The organism is Nocardioides caricicola (assembly GCF_039541135.1).
In the GTDB taxonomy this organism is placed as follows: domain Bacteria; phylum Actinomycetota; class Actinomycetes; order Propionibacteriales; family Nocardioidaceae; genus Nocardioides; species Nocardioides caricicola.
Genome location: NZ_BAABFQ010000007.1, coordinates 510,573 through 536,185, shown reverse-complemented (window position 1 = coordinate 536,185; position 25,613 = coordinate 510,573). Strand labels below are relative to the sequence as shown.

The window sequence follows — 25,613 nt, the reverse complement described above, 5'->3', positions numbered from 1 at the left end:
CGTGACTGTGACCGAGACCGACTCCGAGCTGCCCGTGATCGAGCTCGTGCACCCGATGCCCGGGTTCCCCGACCTCCACAAGTTCGCCCTGGTCCAGCTCGACGACGCCGGCCGGCTCTCCAGCCTGACCTCGCTCGAGCAGCCCGACCTGCGCTTCCTCGTGGCGCCCCCGGCGCCGTTCTTCCCCGACTACGAGCCGGAGGTCGACGACGAGGTCGCCTCGGAGCTCGGCATCGTCGAGGTGGAGGACGTCCTCCTGCTCGTCGTGCTCAACGCGGGCCGTTCGCTGGCCGAGACGACCGCCAACCTGGCGGCTCCGGTCCTTGTGAACACGGTCACGCGACGCGCCGCTCAGGTGATCTTGGACCGTCCGGGCCTGCCCGTCGCCGCACCTCTCATCGCATGAGTGGGTAACGTGGGCGCATGCTGGTTCTGAGTCGCCGTGCCGGAGAGAGTGTCGTGCTCGGTGAGGACATCACCGTCACGGTGCTCGAAGTGCGTGGCGACGTCGTCCGCATCGGTATCGATGCCCCACGTTCGCTGAAGGTCCACCGCGCCGAGCTGCTCGCCCAGCTCGAGGAGAGCAACCGGCAGTCGGCGTCCCCGAGCGAGGACGTCGTCGCGGAGCTCTCCAAGGCGCTGGGCCGCGACAAGGAGTAGGGCCACCCCCGCTCCGCACCACCCGGGCGCCCGTCGCGAGACGGGCGCCTTCTTTCGGGAATATAGTTGTCATTGACAACCTTATAGTCGTTCGTGAAGAGAGTCACCGTGCCCCAGCCCCCCACCTCCGCAGCGCCCGCCGGTGCGCCGGCCGCCGACGTGCCGATGTCGCACCGCGAGATCCTGGAGGCCCTCAGCGGCCTGCTGCTCGCGATGTTCGTCGCCATGCTGTCCAGCACCGTCGTGTCGAACGCGCTGCCGGTGATCGTCAGCGACCTGAAGGGCAGCCAGACCGGCTACACCTGGGTCGTCGTCGCGACGATGCTGGCGATGACGGTGAGCACGCCGATCTGGGGCAAGCTCTCCGACCTGTTCAGCAAGAAGATGCTGGTCCAGCTGGCGCTGGTCATCTACATCGTGGGCTCGGTCCTCGCCGCGTTCGCGCCGAGCATGGAGGTGCTGATCGGGGCCCGGGTCGTCCAGGGCCTCGGCGTCGGCGGCCTGACCGCGCTGGTGCAGGTCGTGATCGCGACCATGGTGTCCCCGCGCGAGCGCGGTCGCTACTCCGGCTACATGGGCGCCGTCTTCGCGATGGCGACGGTCGGCGGCCCGCTCATCGGCGGCGTCGTGGTCGACTCCGCCCTCGGCTGGCGCGGCTGCTTCTTCATCGGCCTGCCGTTCGCGGTGGTCGCGTTCTTCCTGCTCCAGAAGACCCTGCACCTGCCGGTCATCAAGCGGCCCGTGAACATCGACTACCTGGGCGCCACGCTGATCACCGGCGGCGTCTCCACCCTGCTCGTGTGGGTCTCCCTCGCCGGCAACCAGTTCGACTGGGCCTCGACGGCGACCGCCGCGCTGGTGGCGCTCGGCGTGCTCCTGCTCGTCGCGGCGGTGTACGTCGAGGCGAAGGTCGCGGTCGACCCGATCATCCCGATCCGCTTCTTCAAGGACCGCACGATCGCGCTGGCGACCATCGCCTCGGTGATGATCGGCGTGGCGATGTTCGGCTCCACGGTCTACCTCAGCCAGTACTTCCAGATCGCTCGGGGCATGACGCCGACGGAGGCCGGCCTGATGTCGATCGCGATGGTCGGCGGGCTGTTCGTGTCGAGCATCGTCACCGGCAGGATGATCACCGCCACCGGCCGGTGGAAGCGGTTCCTGGTCGGCGGCATGGCCTTCGTGGTCATCGGCCTCGCCCTGCTCAGCACCATCGACGACACCACGAGCCTGGTCGCGATCGGCGGTTTCATGCTGGTCCTCGGCCTCGGCCTGGGCGCAACGATGCAGAACCTCGTGCTCGCCGTGCAGAACAACGTCTCGATGTCCGACATCGGCTCGGCCAGCGCGGTGGTCGCGTTCTTCCGCTCGATGGGTGGCTCGATCGGCATCTCCGCGCTCGGCGCGGTGCTCAGCTACTCGGTCGCCGAGAAGGTCACGTCCGGGCTGGCGGCCATCGGGATCGACGCGAGCGGCCAGGAGAGCCACTCCGTGCCGGACATGAGCTCGCTGCCCGAGCCGATGCGGGTGGTGTTCGAGCACGCCTTCGGCATGGCCTTCGGCGAGCTGTTCCTCATCGCGGTGCCGTTCGCGGTCGTCGCCCTGGTCTGCGTGGCGCTGATCCGCGAGGTCCCGCTGCGGACGTCGAACAGCGCTCCGGTCGTCTCCGCCGGCGCCGAGCCCGCACCCGCTAGCGTGTGAGGATGGCGTCCACGACCGGGCCCGCCACGCGGGCGGACCTGCTCGCCGGCCTCGACGGTGAGTTCACGGTGCTGGTGCGCCGGATCCGCCGGGTGATCCGGCAGCAGGCCCGCGAGGTGCACCCCGACCTGCAGATCGCGTCGTACCTGCTGCTGGCCTGGCTGGCGAACAACGGGCCGCAGCGCGGCTCCACGGTCGCCGAGCAGCTCGGCATCGACAAGGGCGCGATCAGCCGGCAGGCGCAGCACCTCGAGGAGCTCGGGCTGCTCAGCCGTTCCGCGGACCCCGACGACGGCCGGGCGATGCTGCTGGCCGCCAGCGACGGGGCGGTCGCTCGTCTCGCGCGGATGCGAGACGAGCGCCGCCGGACCCTCGACGAGCGCCTCGGCGACTGGTCCGAGGCCGACCTCGCGTCGTTGGTGAGTCTCCTCGGGCGCTACAACCACGCCCTCGAGGTCTAGCTCCGCAACCAGACGGCGGTGTCGGGCGCGAGCGTGCCGTCGACCGGTCCGCTCGCCATCGCCACCTCGCCGGCCGGCAGGTCCACCGGCGTGGTCCCGCAGTTCAGCAGCGCGGTGATCGGACCGCGGCGGAACGCGACCACGTCGTCGCCGAGCGAGAGCACCTCGACGTCGTCGCCGGCGGTCGTCGCGAACGTACGGCGCACCGCCAGCGCGGCCCGGTAGAACTCGAGCGTCGACTCGGGGTCACCGGCCTCGGCCTCGGCGGTGAGGTGCGCCCAGTCGGCGGGCTGGGGGAGCCACGGCTGCCCGTCGCCCGGGCCGAACCCGTACGGCGCGGCCGTGCCGCTCCACGGGATCGGCACCCGGCAGCCGTCGCGGCCACCCTCGCCGGTGCGGATGAAGAACGGGTCCTGCCGGAACTCCGGTGCCACCTCGACCTCGGGCAGCCCGAGCTCCTCGCCCTGGTAGACGTAGGCGGAGCCGGGAAGCGCCAGCATCGTCATGGTCGCCGCGCGGGCGCGGGCGAGACCGACCTCGCCGCCGCCGTACCGCGTCATGTGCCGGACGACGTCGTGGTTGCTCAGCACCCACGTGGGGGAGCCGCCGACCAGGCCGACGGCGTCCATGGTGCCGGTGATCACCTCGGTGAACTCCGCGGCGGACCAGTTCGCGAGCAGCCACGCGAAGTTGAAGGCCTGGCTGAACTCGTCGTCGCGGATGTACGCCGCCATCGACTCCGGGGTCTGCGTCCACGCCTCGGCGACCATCATCCGGTCGCCGTCGTACTTGGCGAGGACGTCGTGCCAGCGCCGGTAGACGTCGTGCACCTCGGGCTGGTCCCACATCGGCTCGTCCCGCACGGTGCGCTCGACCATCGGGACGTCGGCCGCGTCGCGGCCGTCGCTGCTCGGGGTCTTGCCCTCCTCGACGTCCTGGTCACGCAGGCTCTCCTCCTTGAAGAGGCCGTGCGCGACGTCGACGCGGAAGCCGTCCGCGCCGCGGTCGAGCCAGAAGCGCAGCACGTCGACGAACATGTCGCCGACCTCGGGGTTGCGCCAGTTGAGGTCGGGCTGGCTCGAGTCGAAGAGATGGAGGTAGTACTGCCCGTCGGGCGCCTGCGTCCAGGCCGGACCGCCGAAGACCGACATCCAGTTGTTCGGCAGGGAGCCGTCCGGCTTCGCGTCGCGGAAGATGTAGCGCTCGCGCTCGGGGCTGCCGGGGCCGGCCGCCAGCGCCTGCTGGAACCACACGTGCTCGGACGAGGTGTGGTTGGGCACCAGGTCGACGATGACCTTGAGGCCGAGCTCGTGCGCGCGCTCGATCATCGCGTCGGCGTCGGCGAGCGTGCCGAACAGCGGGTCGACGTCGCAGTAGTCGGCGACGTCGTAGCCGTGGTCCTTCTGCGGCGACGTGTAGAACGGCGAGATCCAGATCGCGTCCACGCCGAGGTCGCGCAGGTACGGCAGCCGCGAGGTGATGCCGGCCATGTCGCCGACGCCGTCGCCGTTCGCGTCCGCGAAGCTGCGCGGGTAGATCTGGTACGTGACCGCGTGCCGCCACCACTCCTGGCCCGACACCGACATTTGATCGTTCAAAGTCATGCTCTCCATTTTGTCAGGCGAACCCGGTTGTCAAGCGAACCGGGCCGGGTCGACGGCCACCCAGAGGTGCTCGGCGCGACCGACGACGCGGCCGTCCGGACCGACCAGCGCCGACGACGTGTGGGTCTTGCGCCCGTCCACCGCGCCGCCGAGCCCGAGCACGACGTGCTCGGCGCCGACCTCCGGGAGCTCCTCGACCCACGCGGTCATCCGGGCGAGCACCATCAGCCGCTCCTCGAGGTCGCCGGCCCAGCCGCCCACGCAGTCCAGCGCGGCCCAGGTGGTCGCGAGGTCGCTCTCGGCAGGGGTCCAGGTCGCCGCGACCCGGGCCCGGCCGGCCTGGGACGCGACCTGCCCGGGGAAGATCCGCAACCCGTCGGCCCGGTCGGTCCCGCACGAGTAGCAGGTCGGGAAGGGGTGCGCGCGGAGCCCGGCGTACGACGCCTGCGCCGCGCGGGCCTCGTCGGCCGGGACCGGGTCGATCTCCACCTCCGGCGCCCTGCTCGGGGCCGGCTCGGCGCGGGCGACCGGTGCGCCGCCGTACGTCGCGACCGCGGTCGTGCCCACGACCTCGACGTCCATCTCGACGTCCAGCGGCGGTGGCGCGAGCAGCGAGACCGTGACGCCGAGCGCGGGATCGGCCCCGGTCAGGGCGGCGAGAGCGCCGGCGGTCCAGCCGCCGTTCCCCGACGAGGGCGGGCCGCAGAAGCGGTGAGGCACGAGGAGGTCAGGCACGGTCCTGACGGTGGCACGTCGGAGGGCTCAGGTCGAACCCCGGGCGCGCTCGCCGGGCACCCCAGGCGCTCAGTCCGACCATCAGCGCGAGCAGGACGACGTTGTGGCCGTACTTCTCGGCGTCGCTGACCTCCCCGATGGGCGTCGTGAGGAACGCGGTGCAGCCGGCGGCGACGACCACCCCGCTGGCGAGTGCGAGGACGTGCGCCTGGCCCCAGTCCCCGCGGTGCGACCAGCGCCAGACGAGGACCACGGCCGCGAGCGCGAGCAGCGCAGCCAGCGTGGTGCCGGTCCGCGTCGGCGGGAGCGCGACCCAGGCACCCGTCGCCAGGAGCGCCGCGGCCCAGACCGCCATCGGCCGGGGCACCGAGCCCGGCACGATCAGCGCCGGTCGCCGTCCGACGACGAAGGCGGCGATGACCAGCGCGCCGGCCGCTGCCGTGGAGGCCGCCAGCTGGCCCCAGGTCGCGGTCGCCTCACCGGCGTCGTAGGAGCCCTTCATGACCAGCGCACACGCCGCGAGGTACAGGACCACCACCACCCAGAGCATGCGGCGCCCGAGCCAGGGAGAGCGACGCCGCCGGCGGGTCAGCGTCTCCACCAGGGCGATCGGGGAGCCGAAGCTGAGGACCATGTGGCCGCCGACGAACAGGAGGGCGAGGTAGAGGCTCAGCCCGATCGGCGCCACGTACGTCGGCGCCGCCATCTCCTGCCAGTAGGGGATGTCGCGGTAGTCGGTGGACCACATCGACTGGTCGACGATCGCGGCCTGGACGACGCCGCACGCGGCGGCCAGCAGCAGGATGCCCGGCCACCCGAGACCGCGGCGCCGGGCCAGCTCACGGATCAGCAGCGCCGGTGCGCCGTACAAGGGCGAGAAGATGATCAGGTTGCCGATCAGCGTGGCCGGGTGCCCGGTGCTCTCGTCGTAGCCCCAGAGGTACTCCGCGCACACCGGGGCCAGGATGAAGAGCCCCAGGGCGGGCAGCCAGGCGGTGCGCACGCTCCGACGCTAGGGACCGCGCCCGGCGAGCGGATCGGCCCCGGGTCGCGCGCTGTGCGACCAAAGTCGGTGCCCGCTGCGCCCATCGGCCCGGCGTGCTGGCGCGATGGGACAGAATGTCCGGCGTGAGCGACCTGATCGACACCACCGAGATGTACCTCCGCACGATCTACGAGCTGGTCGAGGAGGACATCGTCCCGCTGCGCGCCCGGATCGCCGAGCGGCTGCACCAGAGCGGACCGACGGTGTCGCAGACCGTCGCCCGCATGGAGCGCGACGGGCTGCTCACCGTCGAGGGCGACCGGCACCTCGAGCTCACCGACGAGGGGATGCGGCTCGCGACCCGGGTGATGCGCAAGCACCGGCTCGCGGAGCGGTTGCTCACCGACGTGATCGGCCTCGAGTGGGAGCTGGTCCACGAGGAGGCGTGCCGCTGGGAGCACGTCATGTCGGAGACCGTGGAGCGCCGTCTGCTGGACCTGCTCGGGCACCCCACGGAGTCGCCGTACGGCAACCCGATCCCGGGGCTGGACGAGCTCGGCCAGACCGAGCTCGGCGAGGAGTTCATGGAGGGCGTCGAGCCGCTGTCCAAGGTCGCCGCGCGCGAGGAGGGCCGGGTGCTGGTCCGCCGCATCTCGGAGGAGATGCAGAAGGACGAGGTCCTGATGAGCGCCCTGCGGCGCGTCGGAGCGCTGCCCGACAAGACCATCACGGTGCTGGCCACCGACGACGGCGTGCTGGTCGGTTCAGGTGGTGAGACGGCCGAGATCGTGCCCGAGGCGGCCGACCACATCTTCGTCCGGCGGCTCTGATCTGTGGGCCTTTCGACGTTCAGCGCGTAGGATGTGAGTCGGGTCACCAAGATTTGACGCATCTGTGGACTTCTCGTGGGCATTTTGTGGTTAACGGGTGCAGATCCGGGCACTAAGTTGGCGGTACGCGGTCAGAAGAGACGGCGTTTCCTTGGCCAGGGACGGCCGTCACAGGGAGATTCACATGGAACTGATGGAGCTCACGGGCCCGGTCCGAGTGACCGGCGACCACATGCTGGTCATCCCGCACGGACGCACGGCGCTCCGTCGCGGCCTCGACCACGGTGAGTCCGTCGTACTGAAGTCCGCGCAGGGCGACATGTACGCCGCGCAGGTGCTCGACATCGGCTTCGAGCCCGAGGACACCATCTACACCCTCCAGGTCGGCGCCCGGCTGCCCAAGGAGCTCGCTGAGGAGCGGATCGCGGGCCTCGACCCCAAGATCCACGACCTCGCGATGCACGAGCTCGTCGACCTGCTCGGCCAGCTCGCCCACAAGCCCGAGCTCTACCGGCTCGGCATCGGCGCCGTCTGCTGATCGGCCAGTAGCCCGAGGAACTCGCTGCACCCGGCGTCCACCGTGTACGTCGCCAGCTCGTCGCCTCGCGTCGCGCCCCGGTTGACGATCACCACCGGGGTCCCGGCCTTCGCGGCCCGGCGCACGAACCGGAAGCCCGACATCACCGTCAGGCTGGACCCGGCCACCAGGAGCGCCCCGCCGCGCTCGGCCAGGGCGTCGACCGCCGCGTAGCAGCGCTCCACGCGTGGGGCCGGCACGTTCTCGCCGAAGAACACGACGTCCGGCTTCAGGATCCCGCCGCACTCCCGGCAGTCCGGCACCACGAACCCGGCCGTCTCGTCGAGCTCGACGTCGCCGTCGGGGCGGACCTCGACGGCGGCATGACGCTCGGCGAAGCCCGGGTTGAGCTCGGTGAGCCGCTGCTGGAGGGCCTGCCGCGGCGACGTCGCGCGGCAGCCCAGGCAGATGACGTCCGCGATCCGGCCGTGCAGCGCCACCAGCCGCGGGCTGCCGGCGCGCTCGTGCAGGCCGTCGACGTTCTGCGTGATCAGCAGGTCGGGGTGCACGCGGACGAGAGCGTGGTGCCCGGCGTTCGGGTCCGCCCGGCGCATCCGGCCCCAACCGAGGTGGCTGCGGGCCCAGTAGCGCTGCCGCGCGTCCGGGCCGGAGACGAACTCCTGGTAGGTCATCGGCATCCGTGCCGGCGAGCCCGGACCGCGGTAGTCGGGGATGCCCGAGTCCGTGGACAGGCCCGCGCCGGTGAGGACCACCAGCGGGCGGTCCCGCAGCAGGTCGAGCGCCTCCCTCACTCAGCCATCACCGGGCGTACCGCAGCTCGGCCCGCGCACGGGCCTTGGCCGCCTCGACCTCACGGTTCTTGGGCGGGGCGGTCGTCACCAGGTCGTCCAGCAGGTGCTGGGTGAGGTGTGCGATCTCGCGGACCGCCTGGTCGAAGGCCGCCTGGTTGGCCTGCGACGGCTTGGTCGTCCCGCTGACCTTGCGGACGTACTGGAGGGCGGCGGCGGTCACCTCGTCACGCGTGGCCGGCGGCTCGAAGTTGTTGAGCGGGCGGATGTTGCGGCACATGCCACGAGCCTACGTCGCAGAGCCGTCCCCAGGGACCTGCCAGAGTGGCTCGCATGTCTCGTGAGTACGACGTCGTCCTGCTCGGTGCCACCGGCTTCACCGGTGCCCTGACCGCCGAGTACCTCGCCCGGCACGCGCCGGACGGGCTGCGCTGGGCGCTGGCCGGCCGCAACAGGGCGAAGCTCGAGGCGGTCCGCGAGCGGATCGGCGTCGACGTACCCCTGCTGCACGCGGACTCCACCGACCCGGCCTCGCTGGCCGAGGTCGCTGCCGCGACCCGGGTCGTGATCACGACCGTCGGGCCGTACCTGCTGCACGGCGAACCGCTGGTGGCGGCGTGCGCCGCGGCCGGCACCGACTACGTCGACCTGACCGGCGAGCCGGAGTTCGTCGACCTGATGTACCTCGCCCACCACGAGACCGCCGAGCGCACCGGGGCGCGGATCGTGCACGCCTGCGGCTTCGACTCGATCCCGCACGACCTCGGGGCGATGCACGCCGTCCAGCAGCTCGCGGCGTCCGGGCCGGTGCGGGTGCGCGGGGTGGTCCGCGCGGCCGCGATGTTCTCCGGCGGCACGTTCCACTCGGCCATGGGGGCGTTCGCCGGAGCCCGCCGATCGAGCGCCGTCCACCGGGAGCGCCGCGCCGCCGAGCCCCGGCCCGAGGGGCGGACGTCGCGGGCGGTCGCCGGCAAGCCGCACCGGGACCCCGACCTCGGCTACTGGCTGCTGCCGCTCCCCACGATCGACCCGATGGTCGTCGCCCGCAGCGGCGCCGCGCTCGCGTCGTACGGCTCGGACTTCCGCTACTCCCACTACGCCGGGATGAAGCGCCTCACCTCGGCCGTCGGCGCCACCGGCCTGGTCGGCGGGATGTTCGTGACCGCCCAGGTGCCCCCGCTGCGCCGCCTCGCGCTGAGCCGGGTCAAGCAGGGCGACGGCCCGGACGAGGCCCGCCGCGCGCGGTCGTGGTTCACGGTCGACTTCGTCGCCGAGGGCGACGGCCGGACCGTCCGGACCCGGGTCAGCGGCGGCGACCCGGGGTACGACGAGACCGCGAAGATGCTGGCCGAGTCCGCGCTCTGCCTCGCCCTCGACGACAACCCGGCTACGGCCGGCCAGGTGACCACGGCGCAGGCGATGGGGGAGAACCTGCTGACCCGGCTGCAGGCCGCCGGGCTTCGCTTCGAGGTGCGCTGAGCGGGGGAGCGCTGGGTGCCCCAGGCCAGAGTCGAACTGGCGACCTTTCGCTTAGGAGGCGGCTGCTCTATCCACTGAGCTACTGGGGCAGGTGACGGCGCACAGTGTGCCACGCGCGTCCGGTCCGCGAATCACAGCGCCAGTGAGATGGGGGTAGGCGACCGGCCTGGTTGCTGCCGTCGAGACCTCGGAGGTCGTGGCCTGAGTCACAGGTCGAGGCGGCTCGGAGCGCTGACGTTTTGTCTCAACCATCGGCTCACAGGGACACTTAAGGATCGAGCCCTACGCTCGCCCACGTCCCCGACCCGATCCCCCGAGGTGTGTCGATGTCCGACGCTGCGCCTGAGAGCGTCCAGCCGGACTCCACCGCGCCCAAACGCCGGGGCAAGGTGCGCAAGCGGCACACCGTCGGCAGGGTCCTCCTGATCACCGTACTCGTGCTCGCGATGGTCACCGGACTCGGCACCATCTGGCTCTACCGCCACCTCAACAACAACATCAACGTCTACGACCCCTCGGCGCAGATGTCCAACCGGCCCGACAAGGTCGTGGTGGAGGGCCCGAAGGAGCCGCTGAACGTCCTGGTCATGGGCTCGGACAACCGCGACTGCGACGGCTGCAACATCGACAACCTGACCGGCGGCGGCGCCCGGTCGGACACGACGATCCTGCTGCACGTCTCGGCCGACCGGCAGCGCGCGTACGGCATCAGCATCCCGCGTGACTCGATGGTCGACCGGCCGGAGTGCCGCACCGAGGACGGCGACGCGATCCCGGGCGCGGACTACACGATGTGGAACGAGGCGTTCGCCCTCGGCGGCCCCGCGTGCACGATGCAGCAGTTCGAGCAGCTCACCGGCGTCCGGCTCGACCACTTCGTGGTCGTGGACTTCGAGGGCTTCCAGGACATGGTCGACGCCGTCGGCGGCGTCGAGATGTGCATCCCCGAGCCGATCACCGACCCCGCCCATGGCATCAACATCGAGGCGGGGACCCGCAAGCTCAAGGGCTTCGAGGCGCTCAACTACGTGCGGGCGCGCTACACCGTCGGCAACGGCTCGGACACCGGGCGGATGAAGCGGCAGCAGGCGTTCATCGCCTCGATGACGCACTCGGTCGTCTCCGCCGGCACGCTCGCCCGGCCGGACCGGCTGATCCGGTTCCTCGACGCCGCCACCGACTCGCTGACCGTCGACCCCGGCCTCAAGAACATCGTGAAGATCGCCGACCTCGGGATCCAGTTCAAGGACATCGGGCTGAACAAGATCCAGTTCATCACCATCCCGAACATCCCCGACCCCAACGACCCGAACCGGCTCGTCTGGTCCGAGCCGCAGGCGACGGACGTCTGGGACAAGATCGCGAACGACGAACCGCTGACCAAGAAGCTCAGCGAGGACGTCATCAGCGCCGGTGACCTGCCCGGCTCGGGCTCGTCGTCCGGACCGAAGAACGAGGCCGACGCGCAGGCCCTCGAGGACGCCGGGCTCTGCACATGAGCGACGGCACGCCCGAGACCGACTGGCAGCGGCGCAAGCGGCTGGCCGAGGTGTTCGGTGACGCCCTGCCGGAGACGACCCGCGACGAGCGCGACGACGACGCGCCCGCGCGCGAGTCGGCCTCCGACCGGTGGCTGCGGGAGCAGGTGCCCCCGCACCACGGCAGCTAGGGCGTCGGCCGGCCCTGCTGGGCGGCGAGCAGGTCGCGGATCTCCTGGAGCAGCTTCACGTCCTCGGGCGTGCCCGGCTCGGGGCTCGGGAAGTAGCGCTCCTTCGCCTTTGTGTACGGCGCCACGATGACGAAGTAGACGACGGCGGCCATGATCACGAAGGCCACCACCGCAGTGAGCCAGTCACCGATCCCGATGCCCCGATAGTTGTACGCCGAGAAGTTCGGGGTGCCCCCGGCCTTGCCGATCAGGTCCATGAGCAGGTCGACGGTGGCCTGGACGACGGCGGTGAACGCCAGCGCCATGATCAACGCGACGGCGAGCTCGACGACGTTGCCGCGGAGGATGAAGTTCTTGAATCCGGTCATGCAGTGACGCTAGCCCCCGAACGCGATCGTGACGAAGGTCCGTACCGACGCATCGGCGATCGCCGCGACCTCGGTCGGTGCGGCGCCGACGACCACGAGCCGTCCGGTGAGGCCGGACGCCCCGACCTCGGGCTCGGCGTCCGGGATCGCGAGGACGGGCACATCGGTCGCGACGACCTCCGCGCCGCCACCCTGGGGGTCGGCGGAGACCAGGTCGATCCGGTCACCCACGCTCAGCAGGCCCGCCATCGCGGCGTCGGGCAGCCGCACCGGGACCGCCGCGAGGCCGGGGTAGCCCTCGGTCAGCGCCGGCCCGACCAGGCGTACGTCGGTGACGGGTTCGCCGGCCCGCAGCGGCGCGGCGAGGGTGCGCCCGGCCGTGTCGTCGGCCAGGCCGGCCGGGACCGACTCGGGGGCGAAGGCGACCGTCGTGAGGTCGCCCGGCGCCAGCACCGTGCCGGCCGGCAGGTCCCGCGCGGCGACCGGGACCGACACGTGCGGGGGTGCCGGTGCGGCGACGGCCTGCAGCCCGGCCAGCACCGCGACCGCCGTCAGCGCCGCGGCGAGCAGCCGACGGCGCGCGAGGACCGCCCGGCGTACCGGACGGATGATCGAGGTGAGGCGCTCACGCATGCCTCGACGCTAGGAGAGTTCGGCTCGGCGCGAGCCGGTCCTCCACAGGGTCAGTCCGCGGAGCCGGAGCTCGCCGTCGCGGCCGGCTTCGACTCCGACTTCGACTCGGACTTCGTCTCGGTCTTGGTCTCGGTCTTCGTGGTGCTCGCCGACTCCGACGCGGTCGACGAGCCGCGGCTGTCGGTGCGGTAGAAGCCGGAGCCCTTGAAGACGACCCCGACGGCGTTGAACAGCTTGCGCAGCCGGCCCTGGCACTCGGGGCAGCTGGTGAGCGCGTCGTCGCTGAAGCTCTGGACCTGCTCGAAGGCGTGGCCGCACTCGGTGCAGGCGTACTGGTAAGTCGGCACTGGTAGTTCCCTCGTTGGCACTCGACCCGGACGAGTGCCAATCATAGCCGACGACCGAGGAGGACCAGGCCCGATGGCGTCGCCGCGCAGGCCACCGGCCGGTCGTGCGGCTCGACGGGCACGTCGACGCCGACCTCGCCGTCGTACAGCAGCACGCAGGTGAACGTGCCGACCGGCACCCGCCCGAGCGCCCGGTCGTAGGAGCCGCCGCCGCGGCCCAGGCGTGTGCCGGCGCTCGAGACCGCCAGGCCCGGGACGACGACGACGTCGGCGGTCGCGATCGCTCCGGGGCCGAGCCGTTCGCCCGAGGGCTCGAGCAGGCCGCGCGAGGCCGGCGCGAGGTCGGCCTCGGAGCGGTAGACCGCCCAGTCCAGGTCGTTGTCGGGGAGCAGCACCGGGAGGATCACCCGCTTGCCCGCCGCGCGGAGGCCGTCGAGCAGGGGAGCGGTGCCGGGCTCGTTCCCGACCGAGACGTACGCCGCCACGGTCGCCGCCCGGCGTACCACCGGCGCCTCCAGCAGGTGGCCCGCGAGGTCGCGCGCGGCCTCCGAGATCTCGGCGAGCGGGCGGTGCCGGCGGGCCGCGAGCAGCTGGTCCCGCATCGCGATCTTGGCGGGTGATTGCGTGGCGCTCACGCGGGAAGCCTACGATCGTGAACATGGGTAGCGCTGGCTTGAACAGGGCACGCGACAAGATGCGTGACGCTGGGGTGGACGAGGTCGCGATCGAGACCTTCGCCCACTACTACCGACTCCTCGAGCACGGTGAGACGGGCATGATCCCGGAGTCGTCGATCGACCCCGTGGACATGGAGTCCCTCGCGTCGGTCGAGGTGTCCGACGAGGACGCCGCTGCGGCGATCCGGACCACCGCCGTGATCAAGCTGAACGGCGGGCTCGGCACGTCGATGGGCATGGACCGCGCGAAGTCGCTGCTGTGCGTGCGCCGCGGGCTGTCGTTCCTCGACATCATCGCCCGGCAGGTGCTGCACCTGCGGGAGAAGTACGACGCCCCGCTCCCGATGATCTTCATGAACAGCTTCCGCACCTCCGCGGACACGATGGCGGCGCTGGCGCGCTACGAGGACCTGCAGGTCGAGGGGCTGCCGCTGGAGTTCCTGCAGAACAAGGAGCCCAAGCTCCTCGCCAAGGACCTCTCGCCGGCGAGCTGGCCCAAGGACCCCGACCTCGAGTGGTGTCCGCCCGGGCACGGTGACCTCTACACCGCGCTGCGCGGCACCGGACTGCTGGACCAGCTGATCGAGGCCGGCTACCAGCGTGTGTTCGTGTCCAACTCCGACAACCTCGGCGCGGTCCCGGACGCCCGGGTCGCCGGCTGGTTCGCGACCAGCGGCGCGCCGTTCGCGATCGAGGCGGTGCGGCGTACGCCGTCGGACCGCAAGGGCGGCCACTTCGCGCGCCGCAAGAACGACGGCCGGATCGTGCTCCGCGAGACCGCGCAGACGCTGCCGGAGGACCAGGCCGCGCTGGCCGACCTCGACCGGCACAAGTACTGCTCGACCAACAACCTGTGGTTCGACCTGGTCGCCATGCGTGACGTGCTCGACGCGCGTGACGGCGTGCTCGGGCTGCCGCTGATCCGCAACGAGAAGACGCTCGACCCCGGCGACCCGTCGACGCCGAAGGTCATCCAGATCGAGTCCGCGATGGGTGCGGCCGTGGAGGTCTTCGAGGGCTCGCGACTGATCGAGGTCGGCCGCGACCGGTTCGTGCCGGTCAAGACGACCAACGATCTGCTGGTGCTGCGCTCGGACGTCTACGACATCGGCAGCGACTTCGTGCTCGACCAGGTCGCCGCCGACCTGCCGTTCGTCGACCTCGACCGCGACTACTACCAGCTCGTGGGCGAGTTCGACCGGCGCTTCCCCGAGGGTGCGCCGTCGATGAAGAAGGCGGCCGCGCTGAAGGTCGAGGGTGACTGGACGTTCGGCCGCGGCGTGCAGGTGGTCGGCGACGTGACGCTGAAGGCGAGCTCTGCGAACCGGGTCGCCGCCGACACCGTCCTCACCGATGGCTGACCCGGGGACCTCCGTCACCTCGGTCGACGACTACCTCGCCAGGATCCTCGCGGCCTTCGAGCCGCTCCCGGCGTTCCAGCAGCCGCTGATGGACGCGCTCGGCCTCGCGGTGGCCGAGGACGTCGTCGCCGGCGTCAGCCTGCCGTCCTTCGACAACTCCGCCATGGACGGGTACGCCGTCCGGCACGCCGACGTCGTCACCGCCTCCACCGACGCCCCCGTGCACCTGCCGGTGGTCGGCGAGATCGGGGCCGGCCAGGCCCGGCTGCTCGCGCTCGCGCCGGGCACGGCCGCCAAGATCATGACCGGAGCTCCCGTGCCGGCCGGCGCCGACAGCGTGGTGCCGTACGAGTGGACCGACCGGGGCACCGCACAGGTGCGCATCGAGCAGGCGCCGAAGCCCGGGCAGCACGTGCGGCCCGCCGGCGAGGACGTCGCGGTCGGCGACATGCTGATCTCGGAGGGCACCGTGCTCGGCCCGCGCCACCTCGGCCTGCTCGCCTCGGTCGGGCGGGCCAGCGTGCTGACGCGGCCGCGGCCGCGGGTCGTGGTGATCTCGACCGGCTCCGAGCTGCGCGACGCCGGCACCGAGCTCGGTCACGACTCGATCTACGACGGCAACTCCTACCTGCTCGCGGCCGCCGCCCGCGCCGCCGGCGCGATCGCGTACCGGGTCGGGATCGTGCCCGACCAGCCGCAGGCGTTCCTCGACGCGGTCCACGACCAGCTGGTCCGCGCCGACGTCGTCGTCACCAGCGGCGGTGTCTCCCAGGGCGACTTCGACGTCGTCAAGGAGGCGCTCGCGCCCCTCGGGACCGTGTGGTTCGGACCGGTCGCGATGCAGCCGGGCAAGCCGCAGGGCTTCGGCCACGTCGGGGAGGACCGGACGCCGATCTTCACGCTGCCGGGCAACCCGGTGTCGTCGTACATCTCGTTCCAGATGTTCGTGCTCCCGGCGCTGCGCAAGCTGATGGGACGCACGCCGTACGCCCGGCCGACCGTGGAGGCCACGCTGACCCACGCGATCTCGTCGCCGCCGGGCCGGCGGCAGCTGGTGCGGGCGGAGTACGCCGACGGCGTGGTGACGCCGGTGGGTGGACACGGTTCCCACCTGATCGGGGATCTGGCATCGTCCGACGCGCTCGTGGTCGTGCCCGAGGACGTCACCTCGGTCGCCGCCGGCGAGCAGGTCCAGGTCCTGAGGCTCGACGAGGAGTTCTGATGTCCGAGCGACTCACGCACGTCGACGAGACGGGTGCTGCTCGGATGGTCGACGTGTCCGGCAAGGACGTGACGGCCCGGACCGCCACGGCCTCCGGCCGGGTGCTGGTGTCGGCGGAGGTGGTCGCGCTGCTGCGCGGCGAGGGCGTGCCGAAGGGCGACGCGCTCGCGGTCGCGCGGATCGCCGGGATCATGGGCGCCAAGCAGACACCGGCGCTGATCCCGCTCTGCCATCCGCTCGCCGTCTCCGGTGTCACGGTCGACCTCGCGGTCACCGACGACGCCGTCGAGATCCGGGCGACGGTGAAGACCACTGACCGCACCGGTGTCGAGATGGAGGCGCTGACCGCGGTCTCGGTGGCCGCCCTGACGGTCGTCGACATGGTCAAGGCCGTCGACAAGGGCGCGGTGATCACCGACGTGCGGGTCGAGACCAAGACCGGCGGCAAGTCGGGGGACTGGTCGCGATGAGCCTGCGGGCTGAGGTCGTGGTCGCGTCCAACCGCGCGGCCGCCGGGGTCTACGAGGACACCACCGGGCCGCTGATCGTGGAGCTCCTGACCGAGCTGGGGTTCGCGGTGAGCGACCCGGTCGTCGTGCCCGACGGTGAGCCGGTGGGGGCAGCGATCGCCGCGGCCGCGAACGGCGGCGCGCGGGTCGTGCTCACGACCGGCGGCACCGGCCTGACCCCGACCGACCGCACCGCTGAGGTCACGCGGACGCTGCTCGACTTCGAGGTGCCGGGCATCGCCGAGGCGATCCGGGCGTACGGCGTGAGCAAGGGCGTGCCGACGGCGATGCTCTCGCGCGGCGTCGCCGGCGTCATCGGGCAGTGCCTGGTGGTGAACCTGCCCGGCTCGAGCGGTGGGGTGAAGGACGGGCTCGAGGTGCTGCGGCCGGTGCTCGTGCACGCCGTGGAGCAGGTCGTGGGGAGCGACCATTGAGCGGATGGCCGGCGTGGCTCTCCGCGGACGAGGTCACCCTCCGCCCGCTGACCTACTCCGACGCCCGCGCCTGGCGTGAGCTCCGGCGCGCGAACGCGTCGTGGCTGCGGCCGTGGGACGCGACCGCGCCGCCGGGGTCGAACGCCCGGCCCTCGTCGTTCCGCGGACTGGTCTGGCGGCTGCACTCCCAGGCGCGCGCGGGGACGACGTACCCCTTCGCCGTCGAGGTCGACGGCCGGTTCGCCGGACAGGTGACCGTCAACAACATCGTGCGCGGCTCGGCGCAGTTCGCGTCGGTGGGCTACTGGCTGGGACAGGAGTTCGCCGGGCGCGGGGTGATGCCGCGCGCCGTCGCCATGGTGATCGACCACTGCTTCACGACCGCGGGGCTGCACCGGATCGAGGTCGCGATCCGGCCCGAGAACTCCAACTCGCTGCGGGTGGTCGAGAAGCTCTCGCTCCGCGAGGTCGGGTACGCGCCGAAGTTCCTGCACATCGACGGCGCGTGGCGCGACCACCGGATCTACGCGATCACCCGGGAGGAGTGCCCGGACGGGCTGCTCGCGCGGCTCTCGTCCCATGAGTCACACGAGTGAATTTGCGACACACCTGTGGACATCCGCGGGGACCTGAGGTATCGCTCATAACCTCTGACTCGTGGACCTGAGCGCACTGATCTTCGTCGCCCTCGCTGTGGCGTGGGCCGTCTACCTCGTCCCGAAGGCGCTCCGTCACCACGAGGACGACGTCCGCAGCCGTTCGGTGGACCGGTTCTCGCACACGATGCGCGTGCTCGCCCGCCGCGAGCCCGTGGACAGCCGCACCTCCCAGCTGGTCACGCCCGGACAGCCGGCCGTGACCGTGGAGGCCGCGCCGATCGAGGCCGCACCCGCACCCGCGCCCAGCCCGGCCGCCCGCCGGGCCGCCGCCAAGCGCGCCACCAAGCGTCGCCGCAACGTCCTCGGACTGATCCTCGTCGCGACCCTGGCGGTCACCGCCGTCGCGGCCTTCGGCGTCATCTCCTGGTGGTACGTCGCGATCCCGGTCGGTGTCCTGGCCGCGTGGCTGGTGGCCTGCCGGATCATGGTGAAGGGCGAGCGCAAGGCCCTGGCCCCCGCCGCCCGGCTGCCGTTCGTGCCCGCCGAGGAGGAGACCGAGCCGGCCACCGAGGTCGCGACCACCGCGTCGGCCGAGACCGAGACTGACGAGATCGACCCGATGGCCGACACGTCGGCCGGCATGGCCGCGATCGTCGACCCCACGCTGTGGGACCCGGTGCCGGTCACGCTCCCGACGTACGTCACCAAGCCTGCCGCCACCCGCACCGTGCGCACGATCGCGTTCGACGACACCGGCGTGTGGACGTCGGGCCGCACCGACGCCGACGCGCAGATCGCGCGCGAGGCGGACGAGGCCGACAAGGCCGACCGGGCCGCGCGCCAGTCGCGCGAGGCCGGCGACCGGGCGACCGGTTCCTGACGCCGGGGTCGATTCGGTGTCGGCGTGGAGCTGGTGCTAACGTTTCGCACCGCAAGATCCTGGGGCTGTGGCGCAGTTGGTAGCGCGTCTCGTTCGCAATGAGAAGGTCAGGGGTTCGAATCCCCTCAGCTCCACCAAACGAAGAAGGCCTCTGGCCAGCCGAAACGCTGGTCGGGGGCCTTTCTCGTTGTCGGGACGCCTTCGCCGGGGCTACCCCGGGGGCTAGTTCGCTCGGGTGCGCTGGGGTTCGCCATGCGCCTAGCCTGCCCCGTCTCCTAGTGACGTCGTAGCGCGTGGACGCGGCAGCGGTAGCCCTCGCGGGCGCGTGGGGCCAGAACGCGGGTACAGCGGCAGCAGCAGCCCACCGAAGACCGGCAGTCAGCGGCGACTCGGGCAGGTCCACGCGGACCGCGAGAACTTTCTCTGAGCTCGTCTCCGCAGGTAGATGCCGAGATCGCCTCCGCCCCCTCGGTTGGAGGTCTGAACATTCGCCGCGATCTTCTGCACGGTGGTCGCAACGACAGCCCAGACCGGGCCGTCACAGCAGCCTAGGAGGCTCAGCATGACCACGAAGACCGCCACCAAGACTCCGGCGAAGAAGACCACCGCACGTCCGGCCGTGAAGCCCGCAGCGCAGAAGGCGACCCCGGCTCCGAAGGAGCCGAAGCCGACTGCGGGGGCGAAGGCGAAGGAGAGTGCTCACGCGTCCAAGAAGGTCACGAAGCCCGAGCCGAAGACGCTGATCGAAGCGCTCACCACGAAGCAGGCCGCGCTGATCAAGGTCCGGGCGAACGGCACCCGTCGCTCGCTGCCCTACCTCGCGGTGGGGACTGATGAGCGGAAGGCAGCCGAGGCGGTCGCGGCGCGGGCGTCCAAGGGAGAGACCGTCGCGGCAATCGCTGAGGATCTGAACGTGTCGCTGGCGACGGCTCGCCGCTTCCTCACGAACCTCGCCCTCACCCACGCGGTTGAGGCTGGCAGCCACGACAAGTCGTGGAAGCCGGGTACGAAGGAGGTCGTGGTCCACACCGTGACCGCGAAGGCGTGACGCCTCAGCACTACCCGATCCGAGGGGCTGGCCCGTGAGGGGCTGGCCCCTCGTGCCGTTTGTGCTGACACTGATCTCCCGTCAGAAGGAGGAGACGTGCCAGCAAGCATCAAGCGCATACGTGAGTCCTGGAACGTGAAGCAGACCGCCCGCAACAAGGGCATCACCCTCACGATCAAGGTGACCGCGTACGACAACGGGATGGTCGAGGTCGACGGCATCCCGATCAACATCGCGCCGCACTACGACGCCGGTGGCGGCTGGCTCGGCGCTGCCGACGTGATCACGACGACGCTGAGCGAGTTCCGCAAGGAATCGGTCAAGCGCAGGGCTGCGAAGTCCTAGCAAGGGGACAGCCCCCGAGTCGAGACCCGAGGGCTGCCGTGGTGGACGACCTCAGGTCGTCAGACAGTACTCAGCGACTTCCCCGTCGCTGCGGAGTCACTTGGACTCTTTGACCGTCGTGTTCGGGTTCGCCTTGCCATGCTTCGGCGTGACGTAGCGTCCCGTCTTCGCGCTGCGGTACTTACCGCCTCCGCTGGACTTTCCACCCTTGGGCACCGTTCTCACCTCCCTCCCCTTTAGTCACATCTGTCACACCGAACATACGTGCGAAGAACTCAACATGTGGGAAGGCGCGCCGGTATTCGATCTAGATGTAGTGGTCGCTCGCCGATCTAAGGCGTGAAGACTGCGAGCTCGGCCCCTTGGGCCGACCGGGGGCTGCTCATCGGTCTACGGGCTGATGCGTCAGCCCGGTCGGCTGACGCGGCGCGTGGGTAGGTCAGTAGCCCGAGGGCATGGCCAGGACGGCATCGATGGGCTGGGTCATCGTCTCGTAGTTGGCGGTGGTGAAGGTTGCGCCGATCAGTCCGGCTTCCTTGGCGACGACCGCCTGCATCGCCCACATGAGCGCGTTCTCCAATGACGGACCGCGAGGAGCCGCAACGGCCTGACATGCGAGGAACCATGCGAGGTCGGCTCGTGCGTAGAACTGCCTCCGGGTCGCGTCAGACGCTGCCGACACGACCGTGTTGAGGTTCTGTCGCGCCGTCTCCACAGCCGCCTTGGTGCTCGTGTATGTGCTCTCGATGGTGTCGCGCTGAGCGGTAGTCGTTGACGCGAGCAGGTCAAGGATCGCGGCGACCTTGCGCGTGGAGCCCTCGTCCCCAGACACGACCTGTCGGAGTGTCCCAACCCCGACGGACGATCCAGGCCACGTCACGGACTGCAAGCCGTACGTGCCCGCGCCATCGTTGACGACGGGCGTACCCGTCACCGGGACGACCCTGTAGCCCCCATCGGAAGGCCAAGGGACGGGCTTCCCGCCATAGCCGCTCTGCTCCGACAGGTACGTGACCAGCAGACTCGACAGCACCCAAGCGTGGTTGTAGACCTGCGTGCCGAGCGTGTTGCCAGAGTCGTCAGTCACGATGGATGGGTCACGGACAACGCGGTAGATCGCATCAGAGAAGCCGGTCGGAGCGATGATGTCGCGCGGCTCGACGGAGTAGCCCTTGGGCTTGAACAGCGCGCCGTACGCCGCGAACGTCGCCGGATCAACGCCGACCGGCGTGGAGCCGACCTGCAACGTCACGTTGTCGAGGAACACTTCCAGCGCCGCGAACGCCGACGCCGAGTTCTGAGCAGTCAGGGAGACCAGCGCGGGGTCAACGCCGTTCGGCACCGGCAGCCCGTGCGTGCGGGTGTCGAGAGCAGTCCACGTCGTGCCGTTCGGGGAGACGGAGAAGGTGAACTTGCCATCCTTCTCCGCGATGCGCCACCAGCGATGGTTGGTGGAGTCGTACGCGCCCACATCGAGGGATGCCTGGCCCGTGATCTTGGTGAGAAGGCGTCCGCTCTCGATCGAGAACTGCGCCGACCCGCTTGCAGCCGCACCGAACCAGTTTGCCGACAGTCGCACGGTCTGGCCGTTCGCGCTCGCGGTCACCGCGACCTCGGCGGTCAGGGTCACGTCATCCCAGCCAGCCCACGTACTGCGGGACAAGCCGCTGTCGCCGTTGATGCCCGAGGGAATGTTGATGCGCGCTCGTCCTGACACCAAGGTCGGGTTGAAGTCCTGCGCCTCGGTGTCGTAGTTGTAACTGCTGCCGGACCAAGGGCTCAGACCCGAAGCGAAGTCGTTGCTAAAGCCTTGGTCGGCGGCAGTGACGGTCGTCGGTCCTGAGCCCTGCGCGAAGGTCGGTCCTGATGCGCCGGGAGTTCTCTCCAGACCCTTCCCCGCTCGGGTCACCATTAGGTAGTTGATGGTCATCGTTCTCTCCTGACGCGATGGGTTGGTTGGAGACCGCGAGGCCGTGGGCGGAGCGGAGAGCCGCCCGGCGCAGACCGCTGTCACGCCCACGACCCCACAGCAGCCCGCCGAGAAGAGGGGATGGCGGGCTTACCTCGCCCTAGAGAAGTAGGCCAGGACGAGGGGGCGAGGGATCAGGGGTCCAGCAGGTCGCCGGACTCGGCGTAGAAGCGTCGAAGCTCGGTGTTGGTCACCAGCCCGCGCTCGTTCACCGAGAGCAGGTCGTCGGCGATCAGTTGCCGGACGAAGGACGAAGGCTTCTCCCACATCTGAGCGATCTGTCCGATGGGGTAGGAGTCGCCGTACGAGACGGTCGGAGTGCGGGCAGTGCGCCTGGAGGTCTGGGGGCTTGAGGCCATGGGAGTTGCCCGTCCACCGTTCGATCCGTAGGCACGAGTGCCCGGAGGCTGATTGACGCCGCTCATGATGGTGTCCCTTCTGGTTGGGACACCCCATTACACAGAAGATCGGGACCAATCTGGGGCGACCGAAGTTCGTCAAACCGCAAGCCCCGCCTCGAATCACAACTGAGTAACTCAACAAACGCGCCGCGAAATAACTTCACCGCATCGTCGAGATGTGTCCCGCCGCAATCCCCGCGATCGGGTACGATCTCCTCGAAGGAGGTTGCGATGCCCATCAATCCCACTGTCGCCCGACACCTCAATGAGGCGCTCGCGGAACTTCGCGCCCAGCGCGGTGAGCTCGATGCTGCGATCAAGGAGGTAGAGGCAACGATGGCAAGGCTGGGCGGAAGCGCGCCTGCCGCCGAGGCCGCGGCTGATCCCACGAAGGTGGAGGTCGATGCGACGATCATCGCGCCACCCATGAAGGACGCGGTGCTGGACTACATGAAGCAGATCGATCGCGCGGTGACTACGGCACAGGTCGTGGATGCTCTCGCCCCTCGCTACGGCTGGGAGCCGGCGAGCATTCGGTCGCTGATGTCGAGGATGAAGAAGGACGGCGTGCTGGGGAACCCGCAGCGCGGTGTCTACAACCTGGATCCGACCAGCACCCCCGAGACGTCCGAAACCCCCGACGCTGAGTCAGGGGTTTCGGATGAGGTTGCAACTACTGAGGCGGCAGGAGGTGATCGCGATCAAACACCGCCGGGTCCGAGTGACAGTCTCAGTTTCTGAAGACGGGACTGTCACCGTGACGATCGAGCCGCCATAGTGCGCTGATCGTCGCAGGGGTCAGGCGGGCGTCGTTGGCGCGGCGTCCGTCTGGCTCTCTCCCCGGAGCAACCAGCAGTATTCAGTTTCTTGCGACCAAAATGTACACCCGGTCACGAATCCTTGTGCCGTTTCGTCGTTCGGCGCTTTGTTCGAGCGACACGAAACCCACGGTTCGCGTCCATGCCGCGTGCGTCTCTGGCATGCTCTCGACCGGTTGCTGGATTGAGCCCGGCTTGCCGGGTCCTGTCCCTGTGCCTCGTCCTACTTGCAGTTCTGCTCCACATGTTCTCCGACTGTGTCTCCCACATGTTCAACCGAGACAACGAAGGGGAGGTGGTCCGCATGACCGCTTCAATGATGATGCGTAGTGGCCTATCCGCCGCTGCGTTGGTTGCGTCAGACGTTCTTGTAAACGTTGCAGTCATCGCAGGGTCAGGCTGAGTCCAGCAATCTCAGAATGGCTTGCGCTTGCCCGAGCGCCGCAGTTGCACCACGTTGTCCGAGACCTCCTCACCCCGAGCAGCGGCGCGACGTTTGCTGAACTCCTTGCTGTAGTCGCGGCTCGCTTCCTTGAACAAGTGCGCGTAGGTCCGCAGCGTGAAGGCCGCCGACTCGTGACCGAGGTAGGCAGCCACGTCGACCGGGCTCATGCCAAGGTCGATCAGGAAACTCGCGCAGTGGTGCCGCAGCCCGTGGAAAGTCATCTCGATGTGCAGCTCGTCGGCGGCAGGCTTGATCACGCGCTTGTAGAAGTTCCCGTGGTTGAGCGGTCGCGGCTTGCCCTCGTCGTCGTGGTCCCCGAACACGAAGTCTCGCGGCTTGAGGTTGGCGCAGTGCTTCCGCAGCCTGCGTTCGAGGATCTGATCGTGGATCTTGATCGTTCGGGCGCTCGCCTCACTCTTGGGTGTGTCGAGCCGCAGCCCTCCTCCGGCCTCGTACTTGCCCGGGAGGTCGATCACGGTTCGCACGACGCTGAGTTGATCTCCGCGAATGTCCCGGGCCTGTAGTCCCGCGAGCTCGCCGGCTCGGAGTCCGGTGTAGGCAGCAGTCTCGACCAGGAGAGCCCAGCGACGATCGGCCGGGCGTTCCTTGAGCATTCGACCCCAACTGTCTTGACGAGGGGGCGTAGGCAGAGACAGGCGAGAGATGAGGGCTTCGACCTGCTCTGTGCTCGGCATCTTCTTCTGAGGCTTGCGTGCCTTGACCTTGTCCAGGTCGGCGCAGGGGTTCTCGAGGATGAGTTTCCGCTTGCGGGCATGCTCGCAGATTCCGTGCGGCACGAGCATCGTGCGCTTGACCGACGACGGCGCGGGCCGGTCGCCGTTGACCTTCGGCTTGCTGAGGTTCGCTCGGAAGGTGGAGACGGCCCGGTAGTCCAGGTTCTTCATCCGCACGTCGTGGAGGGGCACGAGCTTCTTGTCGACCGTCCACTCGTACGACTCGTACGTGCGCGGCTTGAGATCAGGCTGCTTCACTTCCAGCCACTCCCGAGCAACGTCGATGAACCGTGCGCTGGCGTCCCGAGGTGAGACGTGCTGGCCCTTCATCACGGATGCCTTCGCTTCGATCAGCGCATCGCGGGCGTCCTTGACCCGGTGGCTGTCGACCGTCTTGAACTGGACCTTGCCGCGAGCGTCGGCGTACTTGATCCGGAACTTCGTGACGACCCGTCCGTCGTCGTAGGTGCGGATCACCTTCTGGACACCGCGTTCGACCGACTCGTAGGTGACCTCTGGCCGCGCCATTACTGACCGCCCGTCTGCGATGCCACCGATTCGAGGTCGAGCCGGTGGGAGTTGAGCACCCGGCGCACGGTGCTCGCCCGCCAGCCGTCCGCACCTCGCGTGGTCGGAATCTCGGCGTCCGTCAGAGCCTGGGCGATGGCTCGGAGACTGAGGCCGGTAGCACGCAGATCGACCACCCGGTCAACGACGTCATCCGGGGTAGCCCTTGGCCGTCCGAGGCGTTGGCCCCTCGCCTTGGCTGCCGCGAGGGCCTCCCGCGTGCGCTGCGCGATGATGTCGCGCTCCCACTCCGCGATCTGAGCCATGAGCCCGGCGACCAACTTGCCGTTCGGAGTGGAGGTGTCCACACCGAGGTCGAGGAGCACCATCGCCCAGCCCTGCTTCTTCGCGAGGGCGAGAGTGTTGGAGAAGTCCACGACGGAGCGGCTGAGGCGGTCTAACTTCGCCACGATCAGCGCACCGACCTCGCGAGCGGCCAGTAGCCGCAGGGCTTCGGTCATCGCCGGCCGATCAAGGCTCTTGGCGCTGTAGCCTTCGTCAACGAGCCAGATGACGTCCCAGCCCTTGTGTGCGGCCTCAGCCGCGATGCGTGCGCGTTGAGCTTCTAGTCCGAGTCCACTCGATGCCTGTTCGTCAGTACTGACTCGGAGATACCCGATGACTTGCATGCCTGCTCCCGGTGTTCGCGAACCCCAGTTCGGGTTCGACCGAGGGCAGGCTCTAGAAGGTCGGGCGGGATGTTCAGGAGTCCAGGCACTCCAGATAGAACGGGACATGGGTCACCTCGGGTCGTAGTGATGACCCGTCACGTGACGCCCGGCTCTGCTGCCACATCCCCCGCAGGA

The 25,613-nt window shown here is 69.9% G+C and carries 31 protein-coding genes and 2 tRNA genes; 19 read left to right on the top strand and 14 right to left on the bottom strand.

Features of this window, described 5'->3' with window-relative positions:
• Nucleotide 1 precedes the first annotated feature (1 nt).
• The 4 genes from fliW to ABD875_RS16690 all read left to right on the top strand — a co-directional run bounded on the left by fliW (nucleotide 2) and on the right by ABD875_RS16690 (nucleotide 2,822).
• Complete coding sequence (gene fliW / locus ABD875_RS16705; protein WP_345180197.1) at nucleotides 2–406, top strand: flagellar assembly protein FliW; 405 nt, start codon at nucleotides 2–4, stop codon at nucleotides 404–406.
• Between the two features lie 17 nt (nucleotides 407–423).
• Entirely contained in the window at nucleotides 424–660 is a 237-nt protein-coding gene (gene csrA, locus ABD875_RS16700; protein ID WP_345180195.1) for a carbon storage regulator CsrA, read from the top strand.
• 108 nt (nucleotides 661–768) lie between these two features.
• Complete coding sequence (locus ABD875_RS16695; RefSeq protein WP_345180193.1) at nucleotides 769–2,361, top strand: MDR family MFS transporter; 1,593 nt, start codon at nucleotides 769–771, stop codon at nucleotides 2,359–2,361.
• Nucleotides 2,362–2,363: 2 nt separating this feature from the next.
• Nucleotides 2,364–2,822: a MarR family winged helix-turn-helix transcriptional regulator gene (locus ABD875_RS16690; RefSeq protein ID WP_345180192.1), complete on the top strand. Its 459-nt coding sequence runs from the start codon at nucleotides 2,364–2,366 to the stop codon at nucleotides 2,820–2,822.
• On the opposite strand, the gene ABD875_RS16685 is transcribed toward ABD875_RS16690, so the two are convergent.
• From ABD875_RS16685 to ABD875_RS16675, 3 genes are read right to left on the bottom strand one after another with little or no spacing between them, the layout of a single operon-like run.
• Entirely contained in the window at nucleotides 2,819–4,426 is a 1,608-nt protein-coding gene (locus tag ABD875_RS16685) for a glycoside hydrolase family 13 protein (RefSeq protein ID WP_345180190.1), read from the bottom strand. The two genes, ABD875_RS16690 and ABD875_RS16685, sit on opposite strands and share 4 nt — an antisense overlap.
• A 30-nt stretch (nucleotides 4,427–4,456) precedes the next feature.
• Entirely contained in the window at nucleotides 4,457–5,161 is a 705-nt protein-coding gene (locus tag ABD875_RS16680) for a hypothetical protein (RefSeq protein WP_345180187.1), read from the bottom strand.
• The gene (locus ABD875_RS16675) at nucleotides 5,154–6,164 is read right to left on the bottom strand and encodes a hypothetical protein (protein WP_345180183.1); all 1,011 of its coding nucleotides are present in this window, start codon (nucleotides 6,162–6,164) and stop codon (nucleotides 5,154–5,156) included. The genes ABD875_RS16680 and ABD875_RS16675 overlap by 8 nt, the downstream gene beginning before the upstream one ends.
• A 125-nt stretch (nucleotides 6,165–6,289) precedes the next feature.
• Here ABD875_RS16675 and ABD875_RS16670 point away from each other — a divergent pair, with 125 nt between their 5' ends.
• Both ABD875_RS16670 and ABD875_RS16665 read left to right on the top strand, forming a co-directional pair.
• Entirely contained in the window at nucleotides 6,290–6,976 is a 687-nt protein-coding gene (locus ABD875_RS16670) for an iron-dependent transcriptional repressor DtxR (RefSeq protein WP_345180180.1), read from the top strand.
• Between the two features lie 184 nt (nucleotides 6,977–7,160).
• On the top strand, nucleotides 7,161–7,514 hold the full coding sequence (locus ABD875_RS16665; protein ID WP_345180177.1) for a hypothetical protein: 354 nt from the start codon (nucleotides 7,161–7,163) through the stop codon (nucleotides 7,512–7,514).
• Here the strand turns inward: ABD875_RS16665 and ABD875_RS16660 are convergent.
• Nucleotides 7,484–8,305: an NAD-dependent protein deacetylase gene (locus ABD875_RS16660; RefSeq protein ID WP_345180174.1), complete on the bottom strand. Its 822-nt coding sequence runs from the start codon at nucleotides 8,303–8,305 to the stop codon at nucleotides 7,484–7,486. The genes ABD875_RS16665 and ABD875_RS16660 overlap by 31 nt on opposite strands.
• Before the next feature lie 7 nt (nucleotides 8,306–8,312).
• Nucleotides 8,313–8,582: a DUF2277 domain-containing protein gene (locus ABD875_RS16655; protein WP_345180170.1), complete on the bottom strand. Its 270-nt coding sequence runs from the start codon at nucleotides 8,580–8,582 to the stop codon at nucleotides 8,313–8,315.
• A 53-nt stretch (nucleotides 8,583–8,635) separates the two neighbouring features.
• Here ABD875_RS16655 and ABD875_RS16650 point away from each other — a divergent pair, with 53 nt between their 5' ends.
• Nucleotides 8,636–9,781 carry a saccharopine dehydrogenase family protein gene (locus ABD875_RS16650; RefSeq protein ID WP_345180168.1) on the top strand — a complete coding sequence of 382 codons (1,146 nt, stop codon included), beginning with the start codon at nucleotides 8,636–8,638 and terminating at the stop codon, nucleotides 9,779–9,781.
• Between the two features lie 16 nt (nucleotides 9,782–9,797).
• Here ABD875_RS16650 and ABD875_RS16645 read toward each other — a convergent pair.
• Nucleotides 9,798–9,870: transfer RNA gene (locus ABD875_RS16645), tRNA-Arg, on the bottom strand.
• A gap of 237 nt (nucleotides 9,871–10,107) precedes the next feature.
• Between ABD875_RS16645 and ABD875_RS16640 the strand changes: the two genes are divergently transcribed.
• Nucleotides 10,108–11,280, top strand: coding sequence for an LCP family protein (locus ABD875_RS16640; protein WP_345180166.1), 1,173 nt, complete (start codon nucleotides 10,108–10,110; stop codon nucleotides 11,278–11,280).
• Nucleotides 11,277–11,450 (top strand): hypothetical protein, encoded by a 174-nt coding sequence (locus tag ABD875_RS16635; RefSeq protein ID WP_345180163.1) that lies wholly within the window; start codon nucleotides 11,277–11,279, stop codon nucleotides 11,448–11,450. Before ABD875_RS16640 ends, ABD875_RS16635 begins: the two co-directional genes overlap by 4 nt.
• Here the strand turns inward: ABD875_RS16635 and ABD875_RS16630 are convergent.
• From ABD875_RS16630 to ABD875_RS16615, 4 genes are read right to left on the bottom strand one after another with little or no spacing between them, the layout of a single operon-like run.
• Nucleotides 11,447–11,818: an MscL family protein gene (locus ABD875_RS16630; protein ID WP_345180161.1), complete on the bottom strand. Its 372-nt coding sequence runs from the start codon at nucleotides 11,816–11,818 to the stop codon at nucleotides 11,447–11,449. The two genes, ABD875_RS16635 and ABD875_RS16630, sit on opposite strands and share 4 nt — an antisense overlap.
• A 9-nt stretch (nucleotides 11,819–11,827) precedes the next feature.
• A complete protein-coding gene (locus ABD875_RS16625) occupies nucleotides 11,828–12,451 on the bottom strand; it encodes an SAF domain-containing protein (RefSeq protein WP_345180159.1) in 624 nt (207 codons plus the stop codon).
• Between the two features lie 50 nt (nucleotides 12,452–12,501).
• Nucleotides 12,502–12,798 carry an FmdB family zinc ribbon protein gene (locus ABD875_RS16620; protein WP_345180156.1) on the bottom strand — a complete coding sequence of 99 codons (297 nt, stop codon included), beginning with the start codon at nucleotides 12,796–12,798 and terminating at the stop codon, nucleotides 12,502–12,504.
• Nucleotides 12,799–12,839: 41 nt separating this feature from the next.
• Nucleotides 12,840–13,433 carry a 5-formyltetrahydrofolate cyclo-ligase gene (locus ABD875_RS16615; RefSeq protein ID WP_345180154.1) on the bottom strand — a complete coding sequence of 198 codons (594 nt, stop codon included), beginning with the start codon at nucleotides 13,431–13,433 and terminating at the stop codon, nucleotides 12,840–12,842.
• 23 nt (nucleotides 13,434–13,456) lie between these two features.
• Here ABD875_RS16615 and ABD875_RS16610 point away from each other — a divergent pair, with 23 nt between their 5' ends.
• The 9 genes from ABD875_RS16610 (at nucleotide 13,457) to ABD875_RS16570 (ending at nucleotide 19,873) form a co-directional block, all read left to right on the top strand.
• Entirely contained in the window at nucleotides 13,457–14,836 is a 1,380-nt protein-coding gene (locus ABD875_RS16610; protein WP_345180152.1) for a UTP--glucose-1-phosphate uridylyltransferase, read from the top strand.
• A complete protein-coding gene (gene glp, locus ABD875_RS16605; protein WP_345180148.1) occupies nucleotides 14,829–16,058 on the top strand; it encodes a molybdotransferase-like divisome protein Glp in 1,230 nt (409 codons plus the stop codon). Before ABD875_RS16610 ends, glp begins: the two co-directional genes overlap by 8 nt.
• Nucleotides 16,058–16,528 (top strand): cyclic pyranopterin monophosphate synthase MoaC, encoded by a 471-nt coding sequence (gene moaC, locus ABD875_RS16600; RefSeq protein WP_345180146.1) that lies wholly within the window; start codon nucleotides 16,058–16,060, stop codon nucleotides 16,526–16,528. The genes glp and moaC overlap by 1 nt, the downstream gene beginning before the upstream one ends.
• Nucleotides 16,525–17,001: a MogA/MoaB family molybdenum cofactor biosynthesis protein gene (locus ABD875_RS16595; RefSeq protein WP_345180143.1), complete on the top strand. Its 477-nt coding sequence runs from the start codon at nucleotides 16,525–16,527 to the stop codon at nucleotides 16,999–17,001. The genes moaC and ABD875_RS16595 overlap by 4 nt, the downstream gene beginning before the upstream one ends.
• Nucleotides 16,998–17,597 carry a GNAT family N-acetyltransferase gene (locus tag ABD875_RS16590; RefSeq protein ID WP_345180140.1) on the top strand — a complete coding sequence of 200 codons (600 nt, stop codon included), beginning with the start codon at nucleotides 16,998–17,000 and terminating at the stop codon, nucleotides 17,595–17,597. The genes ABD875_RS16595 and ABD875_RS16590 overlap by 4 nt, the downstream gene beginning before the upstream one ends.
• A 61-nt stretch (nucleotides 17,598–17,658) precedes the next feature.
• The gene (sepX, locus tag ABD875_RS16585) at nucleotides 17,659–18,480 is read left to right on the top strand and encodes a divisome protein SepX/GlpR (protein ID WP_345180137.1); all 822 of its coding nucleotides are present in this window, start codon (nucleotides 17,659–17,661) and stop codon (nucleotides 18,478–18,480) included.
• A gap of 61 nt (nucleotides 18,481–18,541) precedes the next feature.
• Nucleotides 18,542–18,617, top strand: a tRNA-Ala gene (locus tag ABD875_RS16580).
• Between the two features lie 425 nt (nucleotides 18,618–19,042).
• A complete protein-coding gene (locus tag ABD875_RS16575; protein WP_345180133.1) occupies nucleotides 19,043–19,528 on the top strand; it encodes a hypothetical protein in 486 nt (161 codons plus the stop codon).
• Nucleotides 19,529–19,624: 96 nt separating this feature from the next.
• Nucleotides 19,625–19,873, top strand: a complete 249-nt coding sequence (locus tag ABD875_RS16570) for a hypothetical protein (protein ID WP_345180130.1) — start codon at nucleotides 19,625–19,627, stop codon at nucleotides 19,871–19,873.
• Nucleotides 19,874–20,312: 439 nt separating this feature from the next.
• Here ABD875_RS16570 and ABD875_RS16565 read toward each other — a convergent pair whose 3' ends face one another.
• Both ABD875_RS16565 and ABD875_RS16560 read right to left on the bottom strand, forming a co-directional pair.
• The gene (locus tag ABD875_RS16565) at nucleotides 20,313–21,803 is read right to left on the bottom strand and encodes a hypothetical protein (RefSeq protein ID WP_345180126.1); all 1,491 of its coding nucleotides are present in this window, start codon (nucleotides 21,801–21,803) and stop codon (nucleotides 20,313–20,315) included.
• 173 nt (nucleotides 21,804–21,976) lie between these two features.
• Nucleotides 21,977–22,111: a hypothetical protein gene (locus ABD875_RS16560; protein ID WP_345180123.1), complete on the bottom strand. Its 135-nt coding sequence runs from the start codon at nucleotides 22,109–22,111 to the stop codon at nucleotides 21,977–21,979.
• A 363-nt stretch (nucleotides 22,112–22,474) separates the two neighbouring features.
• On the opposite strand from ABD875_RS16560, the gene ABD875_RS16555 reads away from it, so the two are divergent.
• The gene (locus tag ABD875_RS16555) at nucleotides 22,475–22,984 is read left to right on the top strand and encodes a hypothetical protein (protein ID WP_345180120.1); all 510 of its coding nucleotides are present in this window, start codon (nucleotides 22,475–22,477) and stop codon (nucleotides 22,982–22,984) included.
• Nucleotides 22,985–23,475: 491 nt separating this feature from the next.
• On the opposite strand, the gene ABD875_RS16550 is transcribed toward ABD875_RS16555, so the two are convergent.
• On the bottom strand, nucleotides 23,476–24,768 hold the full coding sequence (locus tag ABD875_RS16550) for a tyrosine-type recombinase/integrase (protein WP_345180116.1): 1,293 nt from the start codon (nucleotides 24,766–24,768) through the stop codon (nucleotides 23,476–23,478).
• Nucleotides 24,768–25,436 carry a recombinase family protein gene (locus ABD875_RS16545; protein WP_345180113.1) on the bottom strand — a complete coding sequence of 223 codons (669 nt, stop codon included), beginning with the start codon at nucleotides 25,434–25,436 and terminating at the stop codon, nucleotides 24,768–24,770. The genes ABD875_RS16550 and ABD875_RS16545 overlap by 1 nt, the downstream gene beginning before the upstream one ends.
• Nucleotides 25,437–25,613 lie beyond the last annotated feature (177 nt).